18 protein-coding genes are annotated in these 17,680 nt (G+C 64.6%); 9 read left to right on the forward strand and 9 right to left on the reverse strand.

The genetic code is table 11. From position 1 onward, the window contains the following. Positions 1-134: 134 nt before the first annotated feature. Positions 135-1,052: a LysR family transcriptional regulator gene (locus ABIB99_RS26885; protein ID WP_063981565.1), complete on the forward strand. Its 918-nt coding sequence runs from the start codon at positions 135-137 to the stop codon at positions 1,050-1,052. A gap of 38 nt (positions 1,053-1,090) precedes the next feature. Then, positions 1,091-1,915 (forward strand): aspartate dehydrogenase, encoded by an 825-nt coding sequence (locus ABIB99_RS26890; RefSeq protein ID WP_063981566.1) that lies wholly within the window; start codon positions 1,091-1,093, stop codon positions 1,913-1,915. A gap of 3 nt (positions 1,916-1,918) precedes the next feature. Here the strand turns inward: ABIB99_RS26890 and ABIB99_RS26895 are convergent, their stop codons facing one another. After that, positions 1,919-3,223: a PQQ-dependent sugar dehydrogenase gene (locus ABIB99_RS26895; protein WP_063981567.1), complete on the reverse strand. Its 1,305-nt coding sequence runs from the start codon at positions 3,221-3,223 to the stop codon at positions 1,919-1,921. Between the two features lie 349 nt (positions 3,224-3,572). Between ABIB99_RS26895 and ABIB99_RS26900 the strand changes: the two genes are divergently transcribed. The 3 genes from ABIB99_RS26900 to ABIB99_RS26910 all read left to right on the forward strand — a co-directional run bounded on the left by ABIB99_RS26900 (position 3,573) and on the right by ABIB99_RS26910 (position 5,167). Continuing rightward, complete coding sequence (locus ABIB99_RS26900; protein ID WP_245328559.1) at positions 3,573-4,136, forward strand: hypothetical protein; 564 nt, start codon at positions 3,573-3,575, stop codon at positions 4,134-4,136. A 323-nt stretch (positions 4,137-4,459) separates the two neighbouring features. After that, positions 4,460-4,666, forward strand: a complete 207-nt coding sequence (locus tag ABIB99_RS26905) for a hypothetical protein (RefSeq protein ID WP_063981569.1) — start codon at positions 4,460-4,462, stop codon at positions 4,664-4,666. A gap of 294 nt (positions 4,667-4,960) precedes the next feature. Then, positions 4,961-5,167 carry a DUF2934 domain-containing protein gene (locus ABIB99_RS26910; RefSeq protein ID WP_071910441.1) on the forward strand — a complete coding sequence of 69 codons (207 nt, stop codon included), beginning with the start codon at positions 4,961-4,963 and terminating at the stop codon, positions 5,165-5,167. Positions 5,168-6,294: 1,127 nt separating this feature from the next. Here ABIB99_RS26910 and ABIB99_RS26915 read toward each other — a convergent pair. The 6 genes from ABIB99_RS26915 to ABIB99_RS26940 form a co-directional block, all read right to left on the reverse strand. Beyond that, the gene (locus ABIB99_RS26915; protein WP_354178230.1) at positions 6,295-6,921 is read right to left on the reverse strand and encodes a methyltransferase family protein; all 627 of its coding nucleotides are present in this window, start codon (positions 6,919-6,921) and stop codon (positions 6,295-6,297) included. Between the two features lie 28 nt (positions 6,922-6,949). After that, positions 6,950-7,981, reverse strand: coding sequence for an NAD-dependent epimerase/dehydratase family protein (locus ABIB99_RS26920; protein WP_085399500.1), 1,032 nt, complete (start codon positions 7,979-7,981; stop codon positions 6,950-6,952). A gap of 29 nt (positions 7,982-8,010) precedes the next feature. Continuing rightward, positions 8,011-8,547: an Mpo1 family 2-hydroxy fatty acid dioxygenase gene (locus tag ABIB99_RS26925; protein WP_354178233.1), complete on the reverse strand. Its 537-nt coding sequence runs from the start codon at positions 8,545-8,547 to the stop codon at positions 8,011-8,013. Positions 8,548-8,698: 151 nt separating this feature from the next. Further along, complete coding sequence (locus ABIB99_RS26930) at positions 8,699-9,367, reverse strand: OmpA family protein (protein WP_354178235.1); 669 nt, start codon at positions 9,365-9,367, stop codon at positions 8,699-8,701. Then, the gene (locus tag ABIB99_RS26935) at positions 9,367-9,783 is read right to left on the reverse strand and encodes a hypothetical protein (RefSeq protein ID WP_085399497.1); all 417 of its coding nucleotides are present in this window, start codon (positions 9,781-9,783) and stop codon (positions 9,367-9,369) included. Before ABIB99_RS26935 ends, ABIB99_RS26930 begins: the two co-directional genes overlap by 1 nt. Positions 9,784-9,871: 88 nt before the next feature. Continuing rightward, positions 9,872-10,162, reverse strand: a complete 291-nt coding sequence (locus ABIB99_RS26940) for a type II toxin-antitoxin system HicB family antitoxin (protein ID WP_354178237.1) — start codon at positions 10,160-10,162, stop codon at positions 9,872-9,874. Between the two features lie 77 nt (positions 10,163-10,239). Between ABIB99_RS26940 and ABIB99_RS26945 the strand changes: the two genes are divergently transcribed. Then, on the forward strand, positions 10,240-11,064 hold the full coding sequence (locus ABIB99_RS26945) for a hypothetical protein (protein ID WP_354178239.1): 825 nt from the start codon (positions 10,240-10,242) through the stop codon (positions 11,062-11,064). 13 nt (positions 11,065-11,077) lie between these two features. Here the strand turns inward: ABIB99_RS26945 and ABIB99_RS26950 are convergent, their stop codons facing one another. After that, positions 11,078-13,690, reverse strand: coding sequence for an ATP-dependent helicase (locus ABIB99_RS26950; RefSeq protein WP_071910453.1), 2,613 nt, complete (start codon positions 13,688-13,690; stop codon positions 11,078-11,080). Positions 13,691-13,927: 237 nt separating this feature from the next. Between ABIB99_RS26950 and ABIB99_RS26955 the strand changes: the two genes are divergently transcribed. Further along, positions 13,928-14,098, forward strand: a complete 171-nt coding sequence (locus ABIB99_RS26955) for a DUF1328 domain-containing protein (RefSeq protein ID WP_014493008.1) — start codon at positions 13,928-13,930, stop codon at positions 14,096-14,098. Positions 14,099-14,227: 129 nt separating this feature from the next. On the opposite strand, the gene ABIB99_RS26960 is transcribed toward ABIB99_RS26955, so the two are convergent. Further along, a complete protein-coding gene (locus ABIB99_RS26960) occupies positions 14,228-14,722 on the reverse strand; it encodes a thioesterase family protein (protein ID WP_063981578.1) in 495 nt (164 codons plus the stop codon). An 84-nt stretch (positions 14,723-14,806) separates the two neighbouring features. Here ABIB99_RS26960 and ABIB99_RS26965 point away from each other — a divergent pair, with 84 nt between their 5' ends. Together ABIB99_RS26965 and ABIB99_RS26970 are read left to right on the forward strand one after the other, a co-directional pair. Then, a complete protein-coding gene (locus tag ABIB99_RS26965; RefSeq protein WP_085399524.1) occupies positions 14,807-16,231 on the forward strand; it encodes an FAD-binding oxidoreductase in 1,425 nt (474 codons plus the stop codon). Positions 16,232-16,335: 104 nt separating this feature from the next. Beyond that, positions 16,336-17,670: a Spy/CpxP family protein refolding chaperone gene (locus ABIB99_RS26970; protein ID WP_354178243.1), complete on the forward strand. Its 1,335-nt coding sequence runs from the start codon at positions 16,336-16,338 to the stop codon at positions 17,668-17,670. Positions 17,671-17,680: the final 10 nt, after the last annotated feature.

Here is a 17,680-nt window from a genome sequence, read left to right on the forward strand (position 1 = left end):
TTGTTGTTGTATCGGCGGACCCGGAGGTCCACGCCGGCAACGAGCCTAGGCGGGGGAAGGAGGCATACTCAATTGGCGCTGGTTTATACAAAAAAATGATATAATCCTCGCCTGGCGAGACGAGAGGACCTTGGATGGAATTGCATCAGTTGCGATGCTTCGTGGCGGCGGCCGAGCGGCTGCATTTCGGCCATGCGGCGCAGCAGCTCCAGATGCTGCCCTCCGCGCTCGGCCGGCAGATCAGGCTGTTGGAAGAAGATCTGGGAACGCGGCTGTTCGCACGGACCACGCGCGCGGTGTCGCTGACGGAAGACGGTTCGACGCTGCTGCGCGATGCCCGCGCCATCCTCGCCAAGGTCGAGGCGGTTGAGAGCAATCTGCGCAACCGCTCGCGTGCCGGCGCCGCGCGGCGGCTGCGGGTCGGCGCCATCGACAGCGCGGCAGCGGGATTGCTGCCGCCGCTCTTGCGCGATTTCCGCGACAAGCATCCTGAGATCGCGGTGCAGCTGCTCGAAGACAAGACCGTCCGGCTGCTGCCGAAGATTTTGACCGGCGCGCTGGATCTCGCCTTCGTCCGCCCGCCCGACAGTGCGGACAAGCGGCTCGAATTCCGCGATCTGCTCCAGGAGACCGCGATCGTGGCGTTTCCGCAACGCCACCCGCTCGCCGAGCGCAAGTCGATCACGCTGGCGCAGATCGCCGACGAGGCGATGCTGGTGCCGGACCGCCGCTCGCGGCCACACAGCCATGACCTCACGATCAAGCTGTTCGAGCAGGCCGGGCTGACGCCGCGCATCGTGCAGGTCGCCGACGAGAAGCAGACCATCATCCATCTGGTGGCAACGAAGCTCGGCGTTGCGATCGTGCCGCGCTGGACCACGCGGATGGCGGTATCAGGCGTGCGCTTCGTGCCGCTGCGGCCGAAGCAGAGCGGCCCCATCGGCCGGCTGCCGCTTGCCGCCGCATGGCTGCGCGGTTCGCGCGACCCGGCCCGCGATGCCATGCTGGCGGTGCTGGAGGCGCGCCTGCGCAGCTATGCGCGGGAGGCGTGAGCGGCTATGACATTGGCCTGGCGAGAAGGTGGGACGCGATGACTGCACAGAAAGCTTCGAACGAATTGCGGGTTGCCATCGCAGGCCTGGGCTCGATCGGCACCAAGATCGCGACCGCACTCGATCAGGGCATCGAGGGGCTGACGCTGTCCGCTGTCGCCGTGCGTGATCCCGCCAAGCATCAGGCGTTTCTGGGCGGCCTGCGTCGTGCGCCATCCGTGCTGCCGATCGATCAGCTCGGTGACGCCGCGGATATCGTGGTCGAATGCGCGCCGAGCGGCCAGTTGCGCGCGATCGTCGAGCCCGCGGTGAAGCGCGGCAAGGCCGCCGTCGTCGTCAGCGTCGGCGGACTGCTCGACAATTTTGATCTGGTCGATCTCGCCCGCGCCAATGGCGGCCGCATCATCGTGCCGACCGGAGCGCTGATCGGGCTGGACGCCGTCAACGCCGCCGCAATCGGCACCATCAACTCGGTGAAGATGGTGACGCGCAAGCCGATCGACGGTCTGAAGGGCGCGCCCTTCATCGTCGAAAACAACATCGATATCGACAATCTACGCGAGCCGCTCAAACTGTTCGAGGGCACCGCGCGCGAGGCCGCAAAGGGCTTTCCAGCCAATCTCAACGTCGCGGTCGCGCTGTCGCTCGCGGGCGTCGGGCCGGACCGCACCTCCGTGCAGATCTGGGCCGATCCGACCGTGACGCGCAACGTTCACCGCATCGAAGTCGAGGCGGATTCGGCGCGCTTCTCGATGTCGATCGAGAACATCCCGTCGGAGAATCCCAAGACGGGCCTGATCACGGCGCTCTCCGTGATCGCGCTGCTACGCAAGCAGCGCGCCACGCTTTGTGTCGGGACGTAACCTCTACGCGCCCGTGACGCGCCAGATCACGTTGCCGACGTCGTCGGCCATCAGCAGCGACTTCTTGTCGGGTCCGATCACGACGCCAACCGGACGGCCGTAGGATTCCTTCTCGTCCGGGGACAGGAAGCCCGACAGGATGTCGCGACTGGGGCCGGAGGGCTTGCCGTTTTCGAACGGGATGAACACCAGTTTGTAGCCCGAGAGAGTGCTGCGATTCCACGAGCCGTGCTGGCCGATCACCATGCCGTCGGGGAAGCCGGGCAGGGTCCCTGCGGGCATCCAGCACAGGCCGAGCGAAGCGGTGTGGCCGCCGAGTGCGTAGTCCGGTTGAAGCGCTTTGGCGACCATCGCGGGATCCTGCGGCACGCGATCGTCGACCGTCTTGCCCCAGTAGCAATAGGGCCAGCCGTAGAAGCCGCCGTCGCGCACCGAGGTGAGATAGTCCGGCGGCGTCTCGTCGCCGAGACCGTCGCGCTCGTTGACGACGGTCCAGAGCACGTTCGTATTGGGCTCCCACGCGAGTCCAACCGGGTTGCGCAGTCCCGCACCAAAAATGCGATGCGTGCCGGCGGCGAGATCGAGCTCATAGACCGCGGCGCGGCCTTCCTCGACCTCCATGCCCATCTCGGCGATGTTGCTGAGCGAGCCGACACCGGCATAGAGCTTCTTGCCGTCGGGGCTTGCGAGCAGGCTGCGCGTCCAATGGCCGCTCGGCTTGAACGTCGTGAGCCGCTTGCCCGGCGCGGTGATGCGGTCGGCATTGGCGACATAGGGGAAGGCCATCACGCCGTCGGTGTTGCCGACATAGAATGTGTTGCCGACCAGCGCCATGCCGAAGGGCTGGCTGAGGTTCTCCATGAAGGCGCCGCGCACTTCGGCGACGCCGTCGCCGTCCTTGTCGCGCAGGAGCGTGATGCGGTTGGCGCTGACTCCGAGCGCTGCGGCGCGCCGCATCGTCGCCTGCATCGCATAGTGAAACACCGACCTCGGCGCGCCCGCAATCTGCGTCGCCTCCGCGATCAGCACGTCGCCATTCGGCAGCACCTCGATCCAGCGCGGATGGTCGAGCCCGGTTGCGAACGCATTGACCTTGAGCCCGGGGGCGACCGTCGGCTTCTGGCCCTCGCTCCAGCCCCTGGCCGTCGGCATCTTCAAGGTCGGCAGCGCCCCCTGCGGCTTCGCTTCGGGAATCGCCGGCGCCTGGCCCCAGGCCGGCGCGGGCGCGGTGCCCGACAGCCGCCGCCATTGCAGCGCGGCACCGCCGATCAGCGCGACGAACTGCGCGAAGATGCTGGAAAAGGTCATGGAAATCCCCTGTTGAACGTACGGCACAGTCCAACGACGGATCGCCCAAAGCCCCGCGCGGGCTCAGACCTTATCGTCGACCTCTCCAGATCCACGATGGGATGTCGTCGTGCCTTTTTGCGCGCGCATCCAACTGGGTAGCGGCAAAAAGGTCAACCGCTACGGAACTCGATCAGCGCCTATTCCCGAGGAATGGCAGCCGACCAAATTTGCATGGAGAGGAAAGTCAGCGGCCGATGTGCCGGTCCAGCCGCCGGCGCGAGCCTCTGCTGCTACGCTAGGCACGCCCAAAGAACTGACTAATTTTCGGTGCCATTGCCCGCCGCGCGCCGTGACGACATCTCCAGGCATGCAACTGTTTAACCATCCGTTAACCATAGCTATTCATGATACTGCCCGTGTATATGTGTTCGCGACGAGCTTGAACTGCATGGCGCAGCGTGGTTCCAGAGCGCCAGTTGGAGGGGATGAGGGCATCCTGAGCTTTCCCTCACCGCTGGCACCAGACAAGGGAGCAACAGCTCTCGATCTGGTATATCAAGCGGCCGATGTCTTCCGCGATATGGAGAAGCACGCCCGCGAGACCGAAGCCCGTGCCCAATCACTTTGCACGAGCGCCATAGAAAGATTGCGGCTGGCCGAAGGGCGAGCGGAGGCCGCCGAGCGGGCACAGCGTGAACTCACCGTAGCCACCCAAACTAAGCTGCAAGATGCTTGCCGAGCGCTGGAGCAAGCCCAGTGCTGCATTGAAGCTCAAAAGGATAAGTTGACGGCCGTAGAGCTTCGCGCCGAAGTTGCGGAAGCCGAAGCGCGACAAGCCAAGGAAGCGCTCGCGCTCGTTGAAGAGGCCATTCGCAAGCGTCTGCTTTGCGCAAACCCGCATGCCGATGGCAGGTTGGCAGCGGTAGCCTGATCGATTGCGACTGCAATGACTCACTGGGGGCTACCGCGCGGGCAGGCGCGGAGCGGGCGAACTACCCCTGCTGCAAGCCTGGCGGTAGCCACCTCCTTTAGCATTTGAAATCGGCTGGGATTGGGTTCGATCCAAACAGGGGCTGGTGCAGCCTGAGAGGCTCATTTTACTTGCGGGACAAGACGCCGCGTGACCCGCGCGCCAATCCAAATGACAGAGCCAAACGATAACGAACTATTAACCATGTTGGGCTATCTGGAGAATTGGGCATTCGGGGCGCGTGTGCTGGCTTGCGGGCCAGCCGGTAGCGTAGGCGTGGACCCATGGCCCTTGACCCGGAAGAACTCGTCACCCTGACAGATCACGGCTCGATGAAACTGCGCGCGGCAGTATCGCGCGCGATGACGTTGCCACCCAAGGAACGCAAGCGGACGACAATCGTCCGCGAGGGTGAACCGGCGATCCTGCATTTCGAGCAGATCAAAAACCTTGCGGCGCGGTGGAACGCACGGCTCGCGCCAATCGACTGACTAGTTTCGCTGTGCTGGTGTCAATCGAGCCCCGAGCCCCCAAAAGAGGCGGCCCGTGCACGGCCTCGTCGACCCTCGGTAAGCATGAGTTTGATGCCGGTCGCCGCATGCGGATTACCGTTCGTTGCGACCTGCGTCCGCGAGCGCTGCCGAGATCTCTCGCAATGAGCGCCGACCGCCCCTGAGCGGCACCCGCGCGACGCTTGGCTTCCGCTGCCCCGTTAAGATTTCATTAACCCTACGAGAGCAAGTCTTTTGGCTGGGGCCGGGCGGATCATTCGCAAGGAAAATCCCATGCCAAATCTGGAAGAGGCAATTCGCGAGCGCGCCTACCACCTCTGGGTCGCCGATGGGCAACCCGACGGAAAGGCGGAAGTCCATTGGATGCATGCTCAATACGAAATTCTCGAGGCGTCAGTCGCAAACCCTGCTGTGGCTGACATCGCAGTGACAAAGCCCGCCAGAAGGGTGCGATCCCCGAAAAAGCAAAACTCGCGCTGACGGGTCCAGCGCGAGGACGTGCGCCATTCGCAATTCGGTCGGCGGGCTGCCGGTCGTCGTTAGAAATGACATCCAACGATGCGGGAATTGGCAGCCTCGCTAACCCAAATTTCTTCGAGAGGAACAGACAACAACACCTAGACTATTCGTCGGGTCGGCAGTTCAATTGGCATTGGTTGATCGAGTCGGTTTCTCGCACCATCCAGCGCCGAGAGCGACGAGCGCCGACGTGACCAGAGCCCATGGCAACCAGTGTCCGACGGGACCAGCGTCCATAAGGCCAGCGTCAAAGAGGCCAGGGTCCAGAAGGCCAGCGTAGAGCGAGCATCAACCCTGCAAGCAGCCCGCCAAGTCTGCTCGCAGCCCAACTTGGCAAGACACGGCAAGGCCTTTGCCAGCGAAGAGCCTTTGAGGCTTTTGGGACCATCGGTTACTCCGATGGTCCCTTTTCATTGTGGTGCCATTGGCGCGAGACATCGGGCGGCTGTTGCTTCCGCGTTCACCATGCAATCGAGCGAGGAACGCTATTTGATCGTCGCGTGCACAGTGATTACCGACATGCCAGAAGCTGTCGGTCCCTGCCCCGTCGCTTTGATGGCAAAGGTATCGCTACCCTTATATTTAGCCTTCGAACGTAGACAGGTTGAGCCTTCTCAGCTTGCCGTGTGACAGCTTTTGAGAGATGTCCGAGCCACTCACCGTGCCGCGCATCTGGATTGGAAATTGGCAACTTCCTCCGGACGTGAGGTCAATGTCGGCCGTCGAGTTCTCGCCCCAATCCGCTAGTGTGCCAGAGATTGAGCATTCAGAAACGGCCGCCGCCCGAGATACAGACAGTAGGCTTGGACAGCTAGCGATGAGCGCCAACGCGGCGACCTTTGACAACTGCATAATAGGCTTCTCCGTAGCGTTGTCAGTTTACGGACATCACTCCTCTGGCACCCCGGCTAGGGCTAGGCCGCATGCCCTCGCAGACCCGCTCTCGTCCTGCGAGATATTTCGTATCGTCGCTTGCTTGGCTGACAAGCAAGCGACTGATGGTAAAGCTTGGATCGAGCGCAAGTCCGACACTAGCAGTAACGTCGTGCAGAGAAAGCGGAACGCAGCGACCGCGCCTTCAGGACGCTTCACCGCAGCGACAGGAACGGAATGATCATCGGCACGCGACGGCAATAGGCGCCGTAGGCGTCTTCGCCGAGCTCCTTGGACAGAAACACCTCTTCCATCCGGCCCTTCTGCCACATGCCGAGCGAGATCAGGATGGCGCCGAGGATCGTCGTTACGAGGCCGATCGCGATGCCGGTGACGAGCATGCCTGCAATCAGTCCCGTGTAGATCGGGTGACGCACGATGCCGTAGGGGCCAGTGTCGATAACGCGGTGGTCTTCCTTGTGGGTGATGGTGTTGGACCAGAATTTTCCGAGATGCAGCCGGCCCCACCAGGCGAAGGCGATGCCGGCGGCCGAGAGGACCGCGGCGATGTAGATGCCGGTGTTGCCGAGCACCCAGAGCGGCTTCCAGCCCAGGACCTGTGCAACCCACGGCGTGTACAGGATTCCGCCGACCAGGATCGGCAGGCGATAGCGCTGCGACTCCAGCGTCATGACCTGCTTCTGGGTGCGGCCCTGCCAGAACGAGGCGCCGACCCAGCTGGCGAGAAAGGCGAGCCAGATCAAGGCCAGGAGTTCGGTCGGCCAGGTCGTGGTCCAGCCACCCCAGGCCACGGAGAGAAGCTTGCTGAAATCGAAGGACATGAAGGTTCTTTGCGTTTGGGCGGAGGCCTTAGCTCGCGCGCGAGGAAAGCGCGTGATGCTCGATGGCGCCGGAGGGCCGCTGGCCGTTGCGGGCGAGCAGATGGGTGATGGTTTCGCGCAAGACCGGTTCGATCGGGCGCGGCGCGTAGCCGAGCTCGGTGCGCGCCTTGCCGATCGAGAGGTCGCTCGCGGCAAGCGCGATGCGCACGCCCTCGGCGGTGCCGTTGGGCGGCCGGCGCGTGATGCGATCGGAGATGGATTCGAGCATGATCGCGGAGAGCTCGGCGATCTTGCCGGGCACGACGACCGGGAACTGCCGGCGGCCGCTCATCGCCGACATCATCCGTAGGATGTTGCCGAGCGGGACGCAGTCGCCGCCGAGGATGTAGCGCTGACCGATGCGGCCGCGCTCCATGGTCAGCACGAGGCCCATGGCGACGTCGCGGACATCGACGAGATTGACCAGGAAGTTGAGATGCGGCTGCACCTTCTTCTGGAGGAAGTACCACAGCATCGCCGTCGGCGGCGTCAGATTGTGGTCGGCCGCACCGATCGGCATGGTCGGCGTGCCGATCACGAGCGGAAAGCCCGCGGCCGCCGCCTTCGCGGCGTGGTGCTCGGCGAGCGACTTCGACCGCGTATAGGCGCCGGGCATCGCATCGGCCGGCTGCAGCGCCTCTTCGGCGGCAACGCCGTTGAGGTCGGAATAGGGGAACAGGATCGATTCCGTCGAGCAGTGCAGGAAGCGCGACACGCCGCGCTTCATCGCCGCGGCAAGCACGATTTCGGTGCCGCGGCAATTGACGTCGTGGAAGTCCTGCTTGTTGGCGACCCACATGCCGGGCAGGCCGGCGAGGTGATAGACCTGATCGACACCAGCGATCGCCGCGTCCACCGCGGTACCGTCCAGCACCGAGCCGTGGATGTGTTCAACGTCCGCGTTCGCCGCGGCCGGCGCACGGACATCGAGAACGCGTACCCGCTGCCCACGGGCGCGGAGCGCTTCTACGAGATGATGTCCGATGAAGCCGCTGCCACCGGTAACCAGTACGAGAGCCATGCAGAAGGTTTACTGTTTCGCTTCTAGAGCTATCGGGTTGAAAGGGAATTGGTCGGAACAGGCGCCAAAATCGCGGCAAGGTCGCGACGGAAGCCCAGTGCAATGAATAATTTCGCCATGACAAACATCGGTCCAAGCAGGAAATGCGCGGGGTGGTCGACCATCGACGGCTGCCGTTCCTCGAAAACCCTGTGGCCCACGATCTGCGCTGCGACGCCAAATCCGATCAGCAGCGCAAAAATCGACCACATCATGACGATCGAGGCCTGATTGCCGATTGCGGTTGCGACCGAAAGCAGCACGGTCATCGCGGCGAGGATGCCGAGCCCAATCCCGGCGTCCAGCATCAGCCAGTAAACCAGCACCGGCAGGGCCGCAACCACGGCCAGGCTCACCTCGATCCCGAAGATGGGAAAACGCACGAGAGTGAGTGGCAGCACGGCGCCGGTGAAGAGCAGGAGGATTCCGACCACGTGCATCGCGCAGTTCCAGGGATCGCGATGATATTCGACGTAATCGGCCAGTTGGCGTTGAAAATAACCAGCCATCTCGGTCTCGTGCAGCATGGGGTCTGGGAAGGGCGAGAACAGGCTATAGCACCTGATAGGGCAGTGCACAAACCGGCTCGCGTGTCGCGCAAAGCATGGCTGTTGCGCTTTCGACAGGCCGCAAAACGGTCGGAACTTCAAAGAGTTCCGTCAGGGGAAGCGATCTCGCTCAGCGCTTCTTGGCGGGCTTTTTCGCCGCAGGCCCGGGCGCCGCAGCCGGATGCGCAGGCGCCTCCTCCGGCACCTTGGCATAGGTCAGGATTTGCAACTGACCGTTGACCGTCGAGGTCGGCTTGGCCCGGTCGAGAAACTGCTCCTCGCCGAGGCCGATCGGATGCAGCCGCTTGGTCGAGATCTTGAAGGTGTTCACCAGGACGTCACGGATCGCATCGGCGCGTCGCTGGCTAAGGATCGCATTGGCCTCGCGCGTCTTCGCATTGGATTCGACATGGCCGACGATCAGGAACGTGTACGGCAGCAGCGAGGAGTTAACCAGCGCGTCCGCGATGCGGCCGACGGTCTGATAGGACGCCGGCTGGATGATCGGCGTGTCGGCGTCGAACTGGATCTGCGCGTTGAAGGCGGGCAGGTTGGCGAGGTCAGGCGCGATCAGCGGCCGGTTCACCGGACCCGGATCGTTCTTGATCCTGGCCTTGGCGCGCTCCATCACCTGCTGCTTCAGCGCGGGAAGGTCGACCTCGGCGGCCTGTTCGAAATGGTTCAGCTTGCCGACGATGTCGTCACGGGTCGGCGCCGCCGTCTGCGCGCTTGCTGCGCCCGCGAGCAGGGCCAGGATCTGGACCACGACCAGCGTGATGGCGATTCCGTTCGCGCGCATCACCGATACCCCGCGTCGTCGACGGCCTTCAGGCAGTTGTTGCTGATGCCCTTGGGCGTCGTGACCAGGCAGGGGATCGACTTGCTGGTCTCCTTGGTCGAGCCGCCGCAGACCTTGACGATCTCGCGCTGGCAGGCGTTCGCCACCGTGACGCGCGCGGCGACGCGCTTCTGGATGGCATCGAAGGCGCCGAGATAGTCGCTCTGGCATTGCTGCGAGAGCACGTCGCGGTTGCGGGACAGGCACTCTTTCAGCCGGGTCGAGTCCGGGTTGACGCCGCGGCAATTGGCGACGATTTCCGCGCCGCAGCTCTTGGCCAGGAGCCCGATCGAATCGCCAAAGCTCATGGTCTCCGCCGCCGCTAGCGACGGCATAACCAATGCCAGCAAGATCAGTGTGATGGAGCCCCGGACCATGGGCGCATCTGATACGGGGAAGTTCGCGATGGTCAAGGGCTGTTCGGGTGAGAACCGTCGAACGTCCGGCCAGTGCGGCGAACAGTCCTCACTCGGCGTCGTCGGTGGGGGGAGGCCATTCGATCAGGGCGACCGTGTGTTTCCTGAGGTCGTCGGCCACAGCAGGGTCGGCCTTGAGCTCGTCCAGCGTCCGGGGCACGGGAAGCTGGCGACCGTCCTCGGCCAACTCCTGGGCGTAGAATTCGAGAGCGTCAGGCGCGTTCTCCAGGGCCTCGTCGACGTCGTCGCCGCCGGAAATGCAGCCCGGCAGGTCGGGAAACCACAAGCCGACGGCGTCGTCCGGGCCTACGTCCTCGATGATGGCGATGTAGTGAGGCATGACTGGATTGGTGGTCTCGAAGATTGTGGCGCCGGGGTTCCTTCAATTATGAATACCCCACTGTTGGAGGTCCGCAATTGGGAAAAGTGATTCTGGCCGAGGGCGCCGGCTCGTTCGTGTTTCGCGATGAGGGGGCCCCCGCGCCACGTTCGATGCGGGTCTTCTCGTTTCGTCCGAGGTCGAGCACGCGGCACACGCGCATCATCATCGCGATGCATGGTGTCGATCGTGCCGCTGCGGAGTTTCGCGATCTTCTCGCGCCGCAAGCCGAACGCAATGGGCAGATCGTGCTGGTACCGGAGTTCGATCCGGATCAGTTCCCGGGCGTCCACGCGTACAATTTCGGCGGCGTGCGACGGCCGCCGCCCGACGACATGGTCTTGCCGCGCGACCATTGGAGTTTCGGGGTCATCGACCGGCTGTTTCATCATGTTCGAGATGCGAGCGGATCCAGCCGGGACAGCTTCGGCCTGTTCGGCAACTCCGCGGGCGCCCAATTCGTCCTGCGCTATGTCGCGCTCAACGAGGCCGCTTCCGTTGATCTCGCAGTTGCCGCCAATTGCGGCTGCTACATGCTGCCGAATCTCGCCAAGGACTATCCAGACGGCATGGGAGGGATTGGCCTCAACGCAGATCATTTGCGGAGATATCTGGGGCGTTCCCTCGTCATCTTGCTTGGCGATGCCGACAACGATCCGGACGCCCCCGACCTGCCTCGCTGGGACGAGGCAATGGCACAAGGTCCCCACCGCCTTGCGCGCGGTCTCTGGCACTTCGAACATTGTACGGAGCTAGCCAAAAACCTTGACGTGGAACTAGGCTGGCGACTCGAAATTGCGCCCGGAGCCGGGCATGTCGACCAGTTGATCTACGACCAGGGAGCGAACATCCTGAACGGCTGAGCAGAGGTGAAGGTCACGCCCGCTGCACAAAACTGTCCACGACCTTCTTCTCGCCGGCCTTGTCGAAGGCGATGGTGAGCTTGTTGCCGTCGATCTTGGTGACGCGGCCGTAGCCGAATTTCTGGTGGAAGACGCGGTCGGAGAGGGAAAATTCCGAGGTGGTGCCGGTGGATTTGGCGACCAGCTCGCCCTCGATCGTCATCGGCCCGCGGCGGCGTGAGGAGAAGCTGCCGAAATCCGGGCCGGATGAGGAGGAGAACGACGAGGCTTGTTCCTCGAAGCCGCCTTGGCCGCCGCCACTGCGTCCACCGCCCCGGTTCCGGTTGGCCTGGGCGCGCTGCCAGCCCGGGGTCGAATAGGTGGAACCGAACGCCTCCATGTCGTCGAAACGCGAGGCGCCGTAGCCGCCGGTGCCGCCCCAGGCCGAGCCGCCCTTGGATTCCGTGATCTCGACATTGGCGGACGGCAATTCGTCGAGGAAGCGCGACGGGATCGTGGTCGACCAGGTGCCATGGATCCGGCGGTTGGTCGCAAAGTAGATCTTTGCGCGGCGCCTCGCGCGGGTCAGGCCGACATGGCCGAGCCGGCGCTCTTCCTCGAGGCCGGCACGGCCCTGTTCGTCCAGCGTGCGCTGGCTCGGGAACAGGCCTTCCTCCCAGCCGGGCAGGAACACGTTGTCGAATTCGAGACCCTTGGCCGAATGCAGCGTCATCAGCGACACCGCGTCTTCCTCGGCGCCGCCGTCGCGGTCCATCACCAGCGAGATGTGCTCCAAAAACCCTTGCAGGTTCTCGAACTCCTCCATCGAGCGCACCAGCTCTTTCAGGTTCTCCAGCCGGCCCGCAGCGTCCGCCGAACGATCCTTCTGCCACATCTCGGTATAGCCGCTCTCGTCGAGCACGATCTGGGCGAGATCGGTATGCGCGGTGACCTCGCGCTGGGCGCGCCAGCGGTCGAACTGGGCGACGACGTCGCGCAAGCTTCCGCGCGCCTTCGGCTTCAGCTCGTCGGTCTCGACCACCGCGCGCGCCGCCTCGAACAGCGGGATGCGGCGCTTGCGGGCGTGGTCGTGCAGCATCTGCACGGTGGCGTCGCCGAGGCCGCGCTTGGGCACGTTGACGATGCGCTCGAAGGCGAGATCGTCGGCGGGCGAGTTGATGACGCGCAGATAAGCCAGCGCGTCGCGGATTTCGGCGCGCTCGTAGAAGCGCGGGCCGCCAATCACGCGGTAGGGCAGGCCGAGCGTGACGAAACGGTCTTCGAATTCGCGCATCTGGTACGAGGCGCGCACTAGGATCGCTATCTCGTTGAGCTTCTCGCCCTGGCGCTGGATCTGCTCGATCTCCTCGCCGATGCCGCGGGCTTCCTCTTCGGAATCCCACGAGCCCGTCACCGTGACCTTCTCGCCGTCATGGTCCTCGGTGCGCAGCGTCTTGCCGAGCCGGCCTTCGTTGTGCGCGATCAGGTGCGAGGCGGCGGCGAGGATGTGGCCGGTCGAGCGGTAATTGCGCTCGAGGCGAATGACCTTGGCGCCGGGGAAATCGTGGTCGAAGCGCAGGATGTTGTCGACCTCGGCGCCGCGCCAGCCATAGATCGACTGGTCGTCGTCGCCGACGCAGCAGATGTTTTTGACGTGGGGCGTCTGCTCCCTCGCCCCGCTTGCGGGGTCGCGACGAGCTTCGCTCGCGCTGAGAGCGTCGGGGTGAGGGGCTGTCTCCACGAGTTCAGTCTGCGGAGAGTCCCCCTCACCCGCATCGCTTTGCGATGCGACCTCTCCCCGCACGCGGGGAGAGGTGAAGGAGGGAGACGTCGGCGCCTGCGACAGCAGCCGCAGCCACAGATATTGCGCGACGTTGGTGTCCTGATATTCGTCGACCAGGATGAATTTGAAGCGCTGCTGGTACTGCCGGAGGATATCCGGGTGCTCGCGGAAGATGCGGATGTCTTCGAGCAGCAGATCGCCGAAATCGGCGGCGTTCAAGATCTTCAGCCGCTCCTGGTAGCTCGCATAGAGCTTGCCGCCCTTGCCGTTGGCGAACACGGCGGCTTCGCCTGACGGCACCTGCGACGGCGTCAGGCCGCGGTTCTTCCAGCCGTCGATCAGGCCGGCCAGCATGCGTGCGGGCCAGCGCTTGTCGTCGATATTGTCGGCCTGCAGCAACTGCTTGAGCAGCCGCACCTGGTCATCGGTGTCGAGCACGGTGAAGTTCGACTTGAGCTGCGCCAGCTCGGCATGGGTGCGCAGGATGCGGCCGCCGATGGAGTGGAAGGTGCCGAGCCACGGCATGCCTTCGACCGCATGGCCGAGCATCTGGCCGAGCCGATGCTTCATCTCGCGCGCGGCCTTGTTGGTGAAGGTCACCGACAGGATCTCGGCGGGGCGGGCGCGGCCCTGACTGAGGATGTGGGCGATGCGCGTGGTCAGCACGCGCGTCTTGCCGGTGCCGGCGCCGGCCAGCACCAGGACCGGGCCGTCCAGCGTCTCCACGGCGTCGCGCTGCTCAGGGTTGAGCCCGGACAGATATTTCGGGCCCACAGAGGCGCGCGCACGCGCGGCGATGCCGCCGGCTGCGGGCTGGTGGTCGGGTACGCTGGTGATCTTGCTCGGCTCGGTCATGCGAATCATTGGCCCCACGATGGCACCGCGGGGTGGTGGAAGGGAGCCTTCTTAACAGGGATTGGTCCCTATATGGGGCGCCGGGGCGAGGTTTTCCACGTGCGCGGCGGGCCGATTTGTTCCCTCGGCGAGGGCGAATTTCCAGCTTGCGTGGGCCGGAACCATCGTTCCCGCGTCGAGATTGTCTGGACAGGTGGCGCGGCCAGCCGCGCCGACGCAGAGAGACATCAAGACGAGGGTTTGACCATGCTAGGCTGGGTTGTGACGTTTCTGGTTATCGCACTGATCGCCGGCATCCTGGGCTTCGGCGGCATCGCCGGCGCCTCGATCGAGATCGCCAAGATCATCTTCTTCATCGCGGTCGTGCTGTTCCTGGTCTCGGCCGTGGTGGGACTAGCGCGCGGACGAAGGATATAGGTGTGATCCTCATGGTGAGGAGCGCGGAACGCGCGTCTCGAACCATGAAGGCCCGACTGTGGCCTTGCATCCTTCGAGACGCCCGCTTCGCGGGCTCCTCAGGATGAGGGGTTAGAGCGAGCTGTTCAGCTACCGCTTCGAGGGCATCGCCACGTTCCGGCCGATGCCCTCGGGCCGCGGCAGGGCGCCGTGGGCGCCGACGACGGCTGCGATGCGCTGCCGGATATCGGGCGGAAAGGCCGCCACCTTTCGCGAGCCCATGTCGATGTGGAGCGACATGTTTTCGGAGGTCGCCGACAGCCAGCCTTCGGTCGCGTGCCGCAACTCCTGGAACGTATGCAGCCGCTTGTCGTCGGCTTCGAGCAGCCAGACCGACACCTGCACGGGATCGCCGAGATGGATTTCGCGCAGATACCGCACATGGCATTCGGCAGTGAAGGTCGAGCCGCCTCGCTCCTTCATGTAGCCTGGCCCGATCCCGAGCTGTAACCACATCTGGTCGATCGCGCGGTCGAACATCACGTTGTAATAGGCCATGTTGAGATGGCCGTTATAGTCGATCCATTGCGGCTCGATCTGCATGATCGACGAGCGGAACGGCTCGGCAGCGGCGGTCTCCGGCATGTGTCTTTCCTGCTATGCGCGCGGTCGCTTGACTTGACCGGTCAGATGTCCTTTGCCACGGTTCTTCTGTCGGGAGGAATGTCCGTGGGTACGACCATCACCAATAATCCGCCGCGGGTCGAGCCGAAAGCCCTCGCAAGCGCCCTGGAGCAGCTTGCCGCGCGGTTCGGCAACCGCCTCATCACCTCGCAGGCCGTTCGCGAGCAGCACGGCCATACCACCACGTGGATCGTCAACCAGCCGCCGGACGGCGTGGTGATGGCGCAGGAGACCGCCGACATCCAGGACGTGGTGCGGATCTGCGCCAGGAACCGCGTGCCCGTCATCGCCTTCGGCACCGGCACCTCGCTCGAGGGCCAGGTCAACGCGCCCGCCGGCGGCATCTCGATCGACCTGCGCGACATGAACAAGGTGCTCGCGGTGCATGCCGAGGACCTCGACTGCGTGATCCAGCCCGGCGTCACCCGTAAGGCGTTGAACGAGCATCTGCGCGACCAGGGCCTGTTCTTCCCCATCGACCCCGGCGCGGATGCTTCGCTCGGCGGCATGGCCTCGACCCGCGCCTCCGGCACCAACGCGGTGCGCTACGGCACCATGCGGGACAGCGTGCTCGCTTTGAAGGTCGTGCGCGGCGACGGCGAGATCATCACGACAGGCACGCGCGCCAAGAAATCCTCCGCCGGCTACGACCTGACGCATCTGTTCGTCGGCGCCGAAGGCACGCTCGGCATCATCTCCGAGCTGACCATTCGCCTGCGCGGCATCCCTGACACGATCGCGGCCGGCGCGGTGTCGTTCGAGACCGTGCACGGGGCCTGTCAGGCGGTGATCCTGGCGATCCAGACCGGCATTCCCGTGGCGCGCATCGAGCTGCTCAACGCCGCGCAGGTGAAGGCCTGCAATGCCTATTCGAAGCTGACGCTGCCGGAAACGCCGCTGCTGCTGATGGAATTCCACGGCAGCGAGGTCGAGGTCGGCGAGCAGTCCAAGGCTTTCGGTGAGATCGCAAAGGATTGCGGCGGTGGCGATTTCTCCTGGACCACCAAGCCGGAAGATCGCACAAAACTGTGGCAGGCGCGGCACGACGCCTATTGGTCGGTGAAGGCGCTGCGTCCCGGCGACAGCATCGGCGTGGTTGCAACCGACGTCTGCGTGCCGATCTCGCGGCTTGCCGATTGCGTCGGCGAGACCGAAGAAGATCTCAAGCGGCTCAACCTGCTGTCGCCGATCGTCGGCCATGTCGGTGACGGCAATTTCCACTGCTCGCTGGTCTGCGACACCAACGATGCCGACGAGATGGCGCGCGGCGAGGAGTTCATGCATCGCCTGGTCGAGCGCGCGCAGGCGATGGACGGCACCTGCACCGGTGAGCACGGCATCGGCCAGGGCAAGCAGAAATATCTCAAGGCGGAACTCGGCCCCGAAGCGCTCGACGCGATGCGGGCGCTGAAAAAGGCGCTCGATCCGCTGAATATCTTCAATCCCGGCAAGATCGTGCCGGAGGCATAGCGCGCGGCCGGCTGCGACGCGGTCGCGGAACTTTCGGCAGTCAGGCCGGTTCCAATCCCGTCAATTTCCGATGCCTCGATGGCGCGGCTCTGCGGGAGGATGCGATGTTGCGACCTGTCATTGGAATTGCCGTGATGGCGCTTGCCTGCATGCTGGCGGGCACGGCTCTGGGCAAGGGCGGGCACGGTGGCGGCCATGGTGGTGGGCACGGAGGCGGGCATGGCGGTGGCCATCACGGCGGCGGTCATCATGGTGGTGGTCATCATGGAGGCGGCCATTTTGGTGGTCATGGCTTCGGGCACGCGCATGGCGGCGGGCATCATGGCGGGCCCCGCTTCGCAACTGGCGCGCGACATCGCGGCCCGAACTTCGGCCAGATCCGCAATGCGGCCGTCCGTCCTGCGAATTTTCGCAACGCCCTCAACGTGCATTCCAGCGCCTTCCGCAACGGCCGTCTGATCAGCAATCCGGCCGCGCGAGCCCAGATCGCAGCGGCGGCCGCACTGGCCGGCTGGCACGGCGCCAGCAGCGGGTGGTGGCAACATGCGGGCGGCGGTTATGGCTGGGTCGGACCGCTGTTCTGGCCGTTCGCCTACAACGATCTCTACGATTACACGATCTGGGGCGATGGTCTCGGCTTCTGGGGCTACGGCTATCCGGACATCTATGCCGGCATCTTCGGGCCCTACGGCTATGACGGTCTCTCGGCCTATCTGCCGCAGCGGCCGCAGGGACGGCGCCAGGCGCGGGGCGTCCCGCTGGATCGGCTTTGCGGCAGCGACCGCCGCGAAATCGTCGGTCTGCCGATCGACCAGATCGCCGCCGCTGTGCAGCCGACCGAGGCGCAAGGCGCAAGCCTCGACGAACTCGGCAATGCCTCGATCCAGGCGTCCGAGATGATCCGCGCGTCCTGCCCGTCGCAGGTCGCGGCGACAGCGCCAGGTCGGCTGACGGCGATGCAGCAGCGCATCGAGGCGATGGAGAAAGCCGTCGATCTCGTTCAGCCCGCCCTCGATAGATTCTACGGCGCGCTCACCGACGAGCAGAAGGCGCGCTTCAATGCGCTGGCCGAGGATCAGCGTCGTGCGACGGCTTCCAGCAACACCGGGGCATCGCTGGTCCAGAATTGCGCGACGCCTGCTGCGCTCGATTGGCCCAGCACTGACATCGAGGCGAGGCTTCATCCCAACGACACCCAGCGTGCTGCGCTACAGGTGCTCCAGGATACGAGCGCCAAGGTCAGCGCATCGCTCAAGGCGGCCTGCGAGCCCAGCGACGTGATGACGCCGCCGGCGCGAATGGCGGCGGTTCGCAAGCGGCTCGACACGATGCTCGACGGCGTCAAGTCGGTTCGCGCGGCGCTGGAGGATTTCTACGCCACGCTGAATGACGAGCAGAAGGCGCAGTTCGAGGCCATCGGACCACGTCGGACGTCCTGACTGCATATCG

It is taken from the genome of Bradyrhizobium sp. LA6.1, from assembly GCF_040547805.1.
Lineage (GTDB): Bacteria > Pseudomonadota > Alphaproteobacteria > Rhizobiales > Xanthobacteraceae > Bradyrhizobium > Bradyrhizobium barranii.